Genomic DNA, 9040 nt, shown 5'->3' with positions numbered 1-9040 from the left:
TGGCTCATCCCACCCGCCACCGTCGACCCTCACCGAACTCCGTTACCCGCCTACAACCGACGAACACTGCGCCTCGACGACGCCGCCGCCTGACGTTCCGCCCGACCGCCACCTGCCTACGACCTGCCCGGTCCTGGCGCCGTAACTCGTCCGACTGCCTCAACTGGGCTCACTGCCACGCTCCGTCTCGCTGCCGCAACCCATCTCACTGCCACAACCCGTCCACGCCGCCGCGTCGGGCACGTTCCTTGAGAACTTCATACTGAGCGCACGATGCCGACGACCTGCTCCGGAGACATCGTCGAGAGATCGCTTTTACGAGCGGGTGCAACGCATCGAACGCGCTGACCATCGGCCCGGGACCGCCGACGACATCGAGGCGGAGGAAGTGGCCGACTCTCTGGACCGGGGTCATCCAGCTCGTGGCGCACAGCGGCACTCACGCGCTTTGGGTGTAGCAGGTAGCCGACATGACGCTGGTTGACCAGCGCGAATTGTTGATGAAGGTGAGAGGGATCTATATCGTCGACGTAGAAATCGGGGAGGGCAACGTAACGGAAGCCGCAGCCCAGGTTAGGTGGTGAGCACCATATCGAATCAGAATGATGGAGAACACGTGGTAGATGGCGTCGCCTACTACCAGCAGCATGCGCAGCTGCCTCCGCCGCAGACCCTCGGTACATTGCTGATCGACCTTGGCCTCTACCAGGCCGTCGACGCCGAGCAGCGCGCTGGCGTCGCGCTCTGGTTGAAAGACCACGAACCCTCGAAGCGGCTGATGCGGAGCATCGAGCGCCAGGGCTTCGGCGACCTGATCGTCTGACGTTCCGACCACGCCGCGCGCGCGAGAGTTTCACCCCGTACAGACTGACTTGATGTTCTGCTGCGAAGTGAACGCAGACAGCGACAACGACGATGCTTGCTTGGCGAGGTACGCGCCTTCGTACTGGACTGCATCGTTCGGGTATTTCTGCGCGGCGTCGGCAAGCCTCTGTACCTTCGCTACATTCTGTGGAGCCCTGTCATTGATGATGTTGACGGGACCGGTAAAGACGTCGGAGACGGTCTTCCACGCGGCGCACAGTTCCGTCTTCGATGTGGTGCCATTGCTTGCGCTCGCACTGGATTTCGTGGACGTCGATGCGCCCGATCGCTGCGGCAGGCATCTGCACAACACGATGGTGCGCACTGTTCCGGTCCTCGCATCACCCGAGTACACGACCCTCAGCGCGATCCCCTGCGACTCGTCCGCCGCGAAATACGCTGTGGAGGAAGCAGAGTCGACCTTCACCGGCTCACCGAACAACTCAATCACCCGACGCATCGGAGTCCCGGACTGGATGCCGTCCACCGTCGACGCATTGGTAGGTCGGATCTCGGTCAGCGTCTCGCCATCGAAGACCCAATCGCAGTCCTTCCAACGCACCACCACCTTGTCGCCCTCACGGGTTCCGCTCGACAATGCGGGAAACGACGGGTTGTCGGCCCGGATCGCTCCCTGCGATTCACCTATTTTGATCCCACCGAGTCCGGTGTTGGTCAGCCTCTGCGATGCAGAGTCGGCGTCACGCGCCGCGTCGATTCGCGACGACAGTTGCGCCGCATTGTCTGCGGTGACGAAGACTCCGCCGCCCTCGCGCGCGATGCATTCCAATTGCGCGTCCGACGATTTGAACCCGATCGTGCTGATCGAGACGTTCGGGTGCTCGGCCTGCAACGAGCGCGCAGTCTCACATGGGTCGGGCTGACACGTTGCTTCGCCGTCGGACACCAGAACCAGCGACCCACCATCGGACCCCAGCGTCTCGACGCCCTGAGTGAGCGCGCGCGACAGCGGCGTCCAGCCGAGCGCCTTCATCCCGTCGATCGCCTGAACGGCCTCGGCCTTGTTGATCGGGGCGAGGCGGATCGGCGTCGAAACGTCGGTGCATCCCGTCGGCTGCGGGGTCGTCTTGGCACTCATCGTGTTGCCGTACGCCACGAGACCGAACGGCGTCTGCGGTTCGAGGTCGTTGACAAAGGTCTTCACCGCCGACCGCGCGGCGTCGATGCGTGGTCCCGGAGCATCTGCTGTTTGCATCGATTCCGAACCGTCGAGCACCACGACCACCGGCGTCGTGGCTTTGCTGGGCGAGGTCGTCTGCGACGATGCGCCGACCGGCGCACCGCTTGTCGACGTCCCGCATCCGACGAGCACAGTCACACACAGCGCGCACAGCAAGAACGACCATCTCAGGGCACGATTCATGGCCGCAGCGTAGCGATCACCGAGGCGACACGTGCACCCATATCGCGAAGTTCGTCCGATTAAGGGAACGGACACACGATCGGGTATCCACCGGGCCACTACCTGGTCCTGCACGACTCCTGCTCCTGTGTGCCCCGTAGTCCTGCACGACTCGCACCCGTGCAGCATCATGTGACGAGCACTGGCGGCGAAAGCCTGGTCTTGGAGGAGGTGCTCGCAACGGAGGTGCACACAGTGGACGAGCCGGGTCGCCTCGTCTTCTACTACGGACCGATGGGCGCGGGTAAGACGACGCTCGCACTGCAGACGCACTTCAATCAGGGCCAGCAGGGGCGAGTCGGTCTGCTGATGACCAAGCGCGACCGCTCGGGCCAGTCACTGGTCACAAGTCGGATCGGACTCGTCGCCGACGCCGTGCTGATCGACGACGACACAGACGTCTTTGCGCTCGTCGAAGGCTTTCCCAGTTCGCGAATCGACTACGTCGTCTGCGACGAGGCGCAATTCTTGAGCGTTGCGCAGGTCGACCAACTCGCGCGAATCGTCGACGAAAGCGGCCTCGACGTCTTCGCCTACGGACTCCTCACCGACTTCAGATCAAAGCTGTTCGACGGCGCTGCACGTCTCGTCGAGGTGTCCGACGAGATGCACCGACTACAGGCCGTCGTCCTGTGTTGGTGTGGCCGAACAGCATTCATGAACGCTCGCATCGTCGACGGTGTGATGGTGCGGACCGGCGACGTGGTCGCCGTCGGCGATACCGCCGACGGACCGATGCAGTACCGCGCGCTGTGCCGTCAGCATTTCGTCAGTGGGCGGGTGGCGAGGTGAGTACCACGCGCACCGCACACCGCGGGAAGACCACGAGACCGTCAGATTTCACGTAGCACAACTACTTGACGGTGACTGTCTTGCAACCCACTTGGGGATTGGTCCAGCCCTCGCCGATGTTGATGCCATACGCACAGACCGTCTGAGGCCCACGGAGTTTGGTGTAGACGGTGGTGTCGAAGCCGTGGCTGCCGGTGATTCCGTACGCGGTATTGACGTCGGGTCGCGATTTCGTTGCCTTCAGCACGTTCGCATAGCCTCCCGATTGACCCGGTTGCGGTCCCGCATACACGTGGACATCTATGGATCTTCCGCTGTCGCTCGGGTCAAATGCCCACCCGCGCACCTTGACTGCGCCAAAGCCGAGTGCTTCCACCTCGTCGAGGCTGCCACATGGGTGCGGATCCGACGATCCTGCAACCTGATTCGGACCCCTATACTTTCCGGCCATGGGCGCAATCTCCTGGTTCCACTGGCTGATCCTTCTCGTTGTCCTCCTATTGGTCGTCGGAGTGCCTGCGATAGTCGTGGTACTCGTTGTGAAATCCACCAGATCTCGACGCACGATTTCACAGATCCCAAACGCAGCGTTCCAGCCCGGATGGTATGCAGCACCGGACAATCCGGCGCTGCTTCGCTGGTATGACGGCGCTCAGTGGACCCCGCACACTCGCCCGCGCTCGGATTAGCCCGGCACGTGCCGGCGGTCGAAGTCTGACAGACAAGTGGTCGCCAATACCACTCGCCACCGACAGTTTCGGCGCCTACTACCGAGTTATCCACAGGCCCTCTACCAGTAATAATAGAGCTTGACTCGAACACGCGTTCGTGTACCTTGGAGTCATGTCTGATTCGTCGCCAATCACCGTTTCAGCCGACTCCGTCCTTGCCGACCCTGCCCCTGCCGACCCTGTTCTTGCCGCGCTCCGCGACGCTATCGCCGTGGTCCGCGATGCCGTCAGCGCCAGCCACGACGACGCCGCTCTCGCCTGCGAAACCATCCGCGAGTTGATCGAATTGCGCAACGTCACCGAGCACCAGCTCGCCGCACATACGGCCGCGCTGTGCCGGCTCGGTGTCGATAAACGCCAGGGCCGCAAGATGACTGAGCTCTTGGGCGAGCTTGGAGTGGCCCCAGCCGACGCGCACCGATGGCTACGCATCGGTCGGGCCCTCGGGAGCCTCGGCACGGTCGACGGGTTCTCCGCAGACGGCGCATTCTCGTCGGCACATGTCGACGCCATCGTGCGCGGACTCGCCCATATCGAGCAGCGCAGCGCCACACCTATCGATAGCGACGAACGACGACGGTACGCATCTTCGCTTGCCGCACAGGCATTCTCGACAACCACGCCTGCCGACATCTTCGAATATGCCCGCACCGTCGGCAACATTCGATCCGACGACACCGGCGGTCTGCCACCCGCCGAAGACCGTTGCATCAACTCGCTGACAACGACCAAAGTCGACGGCCGACTGCGCGTCAAAGCCGATCTCGACGCCTCCGTCGCCGAGAAGCTGATGACAGCTATCGACAAGTTCTCGGCTCCGCAACCGCAACCCGACGGCTCACGCGACCCGCGCGGCCCCGAACGTCGGTGCGCCGACGCGCTCGAGATCATCCTCGATCTAGCTGCCAACGGCACAGGTACCGACGCATCGTCGAACATCAACGGTGACAACGTGATCAGTGAACCGTTCGCCGGATTGGCCGCTCCTACTCAACTCGGGTTGACCATCCCCGCTGCAACTCCCGATCTGTCGACACTGCCGTTCATGGGTGCGGTCACCGAAGCCACCGCCCGACGTCTGGCCTGCGACGCCGACGTCACCGTCATGATCACCGACGGCGAAGAAGTCCCGCTGGCTGTCGGCCGCACCAAACGTCTCTTCACCCGCACCCAACGCCGAGCGCTGAAGAAGCGCGACCACTGCTGCATCAAATGCGGTGCGCCCGCCTCGTGGACTCGCGCTCACCACATCGCGCACTGGGCCGACGGCGGCGACACCGACCTCGAGAACGGCTGCCTGCTGTGCAGTTCGTGCCACTACGACGTCCACCACCGCGGTTGGGACGTGGTCATGGGCCACGACCGCCACCCCTGGCTCATTCCACCGACCACCGTCGACCCCCAACGCCGCCCGATCATGTCCTATCACCGACGCACCATGAACCTCGACAACCTGCCCGCCGCCGCATGACTCAGGCAGACATGAGATGACTCAGCCAGACACGAGCGAGCCCGGCGTGCGCTAGACCACACCCCAGCGCATCCGCACCGCGGGACCGCGCACGAACCTTGAGAACTCCATACGTCCGCGCGGCAACACGCGGGGCAGCCTTCCGACACGCGGCTGGCTGCCCCACGCGGCCTCACTTCATCCACCCGCTCCATCCAACGGAGTGAACTGTGGTCCGAACAGACCAATAAGAGTGCTGCAGTGCGATCACGGCGCTCGTTGCGTAGAGCATCGCCTCCTTGGTCAGCCAAACTCGGTACATGAATGACTCGACCCGTCCTGCTCGGATTGGTGTCGTCGACGACCACGAACAAATCGTGCGCGGACTGCGTGCCACATTCGCCGATCACGAAGAGTTCACACTGGTCGCCGGCTCCGACACGGTAGCCGGTCTGTTGGCAACCACCACCGACCTGGACCTCGTGCTCCTCGACCTGCGACTCGACGACGGCACCACCCCGCTTACCAACATCGAGGCGCTCACCGCCGCCGACGTACCAGTGCTCGTCTACACCTCGGGAGACGAAATGTATCTCGTGCGCCAAGCGGCGTCCGCGGGTGTGCTGGGAGTGATTCGCAAGAACGCACGCGAAGCCGAGCTCCTCGACGGCATCGCGCAGGCACTCGACGGCAAGACCGTCGCGAGTATCGACTGGGCCGCGGCCATCGACTCCGACGAAGAATTCGTCGACCTTCCACCCCAACTCCGACGTGTGCTCGAGCTGTACGCAGCGGGCGAGTCGACCGCTCGCGTCGCACGAGAGCTCCACCTCTCCCACGAGACCGTCGCCGATTATGTGAGCCGTATCCGACTGAGATACCAGGGGGCCGGACGCCCTGCACCAACTAAAACGGATCTCTACAAACGAGCAATCGAGGACGGATGGCTACCCATACCGCGTCGTCTCCGACCGTAAGCGAGACCGCGCGCGACGCGCTCGCGGGTCGCCGGATTCTCCGGCAGTTCACTCTCTTCGCGGCCGCCGGCTACCTACTCTACGGCGCACAACTGGCGGTTCCGATCGCCGCGGCATCTGAAATCACCGCTTCTTGGTATACCCCGACGGCAGTGCTGTTGACCTTCGGCACCGGACTGGCCATGGCCCCCCTGGCGTATCGCGCCGGCTACCGGCGACTTCAGGCCATCACCGGCATCAGCGCAATCGGCTATCTGATCACGCTCGCCCTCTGGTGGGTTGCCTGGGACGGCGGACAGATTCACACCGTGCAGGGGCTGTGGCTCTCGATGTTTCCTGGCCTCGCCGCCATCTGCGGAGCCCTCGCTTTCCGACCGGCCTGGGCATTCGTGGTACTCGTGGTTGCCGTCAGCGGGTCCATCGTCGCAGACAGGTTGGTTCGGCAAGCACAGGTGATTGGACCCATCGTGGGCCAGTTGGCCTGGATGAACGCGTTCTCCATGGTCTTTGTGGTTGCCACCATCATGGGCCGACGCACCGCCAGAGTTCTCGACCAGTCGCGGGCCGAGGCCTACGCGACCACCGCCGCAGCCGCTGCCGCACAGGCACGTTCGGCAGAGCGGGCACGGTTCGACGCATTGACCCACGACAGCGTCATGTCGACGCTCCTACTGGCCGCGCGCCGCGGAACGTCGTCTGAACTGGTTCAGGATGCGCGCAATGCGTTGGCCTCCATCGACCGAGCGGGCTCCGACGACGTCGACGACGACGTCGGCGCCTCCCGGGCTCTGAGTCATATCCGCGCGGCGGTGGCCCTCGTCGCGCCGCAGCAGACGGTCTCCGCCTTCGTAGACGACGACGCCGTCCGCTATCCGGGAGCAGTGGTCACGGCACTTGCTGCGTCCGCCGCCGAGGCTGTCCGAAACTCCCTTCGCCACGCCGGGCCTGAGGCACGCACACGCGTGCGGGCATCGTCGACTTCCGACAGGCTGACCGTCGAGATCATCGACACCGGAACAGGATTCGACCCCGATGCGATTCCCGCCTCACGTCTTGGCATCTCAGTGAGCATCGTCGGCCGGATGTCCAAGCTCGACGGAGCCTCGGCGACCATCGAGTCGCAGCCGGGGCGCGGAACAACAGTGAGGTTGTCGTGGAACCGCACGAGTTGAGCGATGCCAGATACCTCCTCGGCATGCGCGAGCGCGGCGTGTGGCTGGTGGCGGGCGCATTCATCTGCGGGTGCTGGCTCGCAGCTCTGACGTCCGCGGGCACCGTCACCAACGTAGGGGGCCCCATCGCCGCGGCCATCATCTACTCGGCTGCCACCATCGCTCTCATCGCAGTTGAGGGTGATCCGCTCCCCACGCTGCCGACCGTGCTCCTCGCTGCGACCGGTCCGGTGTGCGGCATGCTCGTGTTGTCGGTGTCGCCGGCTGCAGCGATCACCTCCGTTGCCGTTGCGATGAGTCACGGAGCGTCTGCAGCGATCTACGCGTTCATGGTGGTGCGCGGACGACGACTCGCACCGTGGATCGGCTTTCTCGCCAACATCGTGGTATTCGCCACGTGGGGTGCGTTGAGCGGTGCCGGAGCCGTCGCGTCCGTGGTTCAGGTGGCCGCCGACATCGCACCTCTCCTCATGGCAATGCTGTTCTCCTACACACTGAACCCCACAGCGCAACAAGTCTTCTCACTACGACAGCAGACCACTGTGCGAGTAGCGCAGCTCGCGGCCTCGCGAGCCGCTGCCGACGAACGGACACGGCAGGTGCGACATCTCGATTCGCTTGCCCGACCACTTCTCGAACTGATCGCTTCGGGTGCCGAACTCTCTGCACAACAACGACTGGACTGCGAGATCCTCGAGGCTCATCTCCGCGACCGATTGCGCGCACCGCTGATGAGTGAACTCGATCTCGACGATCCCGCCTATCAGGCTCGACTCCGCGGCGTCGACGTGGTGCTCATCGACGACTCCACCGCCCCGCTGGCGCCCGAAATGCGAGCCCGAATCACCGAGCTGGCTGTTGGCGTGCTCGACGACGCAACCAATGGCGAGGTGTTCGTAAGGGTTTCGCCGGCGAATCGCTCGACCGTCGCCTCAGTGCTGCACCGACCGTTGGGCGGCTCCAGCACCCGAATGGAAGTCGACAAGTCCGGCGTCGTGCGGGACGCGGGGTGAGTGCACGGACACTGGTGTGCGACGCCTCCCTCACGGCGTCGCGTAGAATTCAGTCGCACGCGATTGAATTTCGAGAAGGGCGCAAACCATGGCAGACACCTCGGCTCGACCACGAGGTTGGCAGTACATTCGCTACTGCTACGGAGCAGTGCTGCCGGACTCGATGCGCGACTGGGTCGTCAACGACCTGGCAGGCAAGGGCGCCCCGCTGCGCATGGTGGTCCGCTGGGCCATTCCCTGCATCATCCTGATGCTGCCGATGCTGTTCGTTCCTGCCGACTGGGGCGTCCGGTTCATCATGTTCTCGCCGATCCCCATCGCATACGTCTTCTTCTCGATCGCCCTGAATGTCATCTACCGCAGGCACCGACTCGAGCAGCACGGATTGAACCCCGATCTGGTCAAGCACAACGAGCGGGTCCGCAACGCCGATCTGTACGACGAGTACCACCGGAAGTACCGCGGCCGCGCGTAGAGAGCCCCTCGCCCCTCGGCACACTCTCGCGCCATCGGGATAGCCGCAGAACAACGCAAACCAGACAGACGAAGCCGGCACTCGCCCACATCCTGCGGATCGCCGTGCGCGCCTCCATATCTCAGTCTCCGTCATAGTCGATC

At 63.9% G+C, this 9040-nt stretch carries 10 protein-coding genes and 1 pseudogene; 9 read left to right on the top strand and 2 right to left on the bottom strand.

The window, feature by feature from the left end:
• Together B3T59_RS05805 and B3T59_RS05800 are read left to right on the top strand one after the other, a co-directional pair.
• Positions 1-93 (top strand): annotated as a pseudogene (locus B3T59_RS05805) (HNH endonuclease); the annotation flags it as partial.
• A 487-nt stretch (positions 94-580) separates the two neighbouring features.
• Positions 581-823 (top strand): hypothetical protein, encoded by a 243-nt coding sequence (locus B3T59_RS05800; RefSeq protein ID WP_287001716.1) that lies wholly within the window; start codon positions 581-583, stop codon positions 821-823.
• Between the two features lie 30 nt (positions 824-853).
• Here the strand turns inward: B3T59_RS05800 and B3T59_RS05795 are convergent, their stop codons facing one another.
• Positions 854-2248 carry a vWA domain-containing protein gene (locus tag B3T59_RS05795; protein WP_287001715.1) on the bottom strand — a complete coding sequence of 465 codons (1395 nt, stop codon included), beginning with the start codon at positions 2246-2248 and terminating at the stop codon, positions 854-856.
• A gap of 171 nt (positions 2249-2419) precedes the next feature.
• Between B3T59_RS05795 and B3T59_RS05790 the strand changes: the two genes are divergently transcribed.
• A complete protein-coding gene (locus B3T59_RS05790) occupies positions 2420-3079 on the top strand; it encodes a thymidine kinase (RefSeq protein ID WP_251723310.1) in 660 nt (219 codons plus the stop codon).
• Positions 3080-3140: 61 nt separating this feature from the next.
• Here B3T59_RS05790 and B3T59_RS05785 read toward each other — a convergent pair whose 3' ends face one another.
• Complete coding sequence (locus B3T59_RS05785; RefSeq protein WP_287001714.1) at positions 3141-3326, bottom strand: hypothetical protein; 186 nt, start codon at positions 3324-3326, stop codon at positions 3141-3143.
• A 202-nt stretch (positions 3327-3528) separates the two neighbouring features.
• On the opposite strand from B3T59_RS05785, the gene B3T59_RS24565 reads away from it, so the two are divergent.
• The 6 genes from B3T59_RS24565 to B3T59_RS05760 all read left to right on the top strand — a co-directional run bounded on the left by B3T59_RS24565 (position 3529) and on the right by B3T59_RS05760 (position 8897).
• Positions 3529-3768, top strand: a complete 240-nt coding sequence (locus tag B3T59_RS24565) for a DUF2510 domain-containing protein (protein WP_376782632.1) — start codon at positions 3529-3531, stop codon at positions 3766-3768.
• A 154-nt stretch (positions 3769-3922) separates the two neighbouring features.
• On the top strand, positions 3923-5281 hold the full coding sequence (locus B3T59_RS05780) for an HNH endonuclease (protein ID WP_287001713.1): 1359 nt from the start codon (positions 3923-3925) through the stop codon (positions 5279-5281).
• Positions 5282-5580: 299 nt separating this feature from the next.
• Entirely contained in the window at positions 5581-6237 is a 657-nt protein-coding gene (locus tag B3T59_RS05775; RefSeq protein WP_287001712.1) for a response regulator, read from the top strand.
• Positions 6204-7409, top strand: coding sequence for an ATP-binding protein (locus B3T59_RS05770; protein ID WP_287001711.1), 1206 nt, complete (start codon positions 6204-6206; stop codon positions 7407-7409). Before B3T59_RS05775 ends, B3T59_RS05770 begins: the two co-directional genes overlap by 34 nt.
• Entirely contained in the window at positions 7391-8422 is a 1032-nt protein-coding gene (locus B3T59_RS05765) for a hypothetical protein (RefSeq protein ID WP_287001710.1), read from the top strand. The genes B3T59_RS05770 and B3T59_RS05765 overlap by 19 nt, the downstream gene beginning before the upstream one ends.
• Positions 8423-8510: 88 nt before the next feature.
• Complete coding sequence (locus B3T59_RS05760; RefSeq protein ID WP_287001709.1) at positions 8511-8897, top strand: DUF5313 domain-containing protein; 387 nt, start codon at positions 8511-8513, stop codon at positions 8895-8897.
• The last annotated feature ends 143 nt before the right edge of the window (positions 8898-9040 follow it).

The organism is Gordonia sp. UBA7860 (assembly GCF_002500165.1).
GTDB classification, from domain to species: Bacteria; Actinomycetota; Actinomycetes; order Mycobacteriales; family Mycobacteriaceae; genus Gordonia; species Gordonia sputi.
Note: the sequence above shows the minus strand (reverse complement) of the source record. Positions and strands in the feature narration are given on the sequence as shown.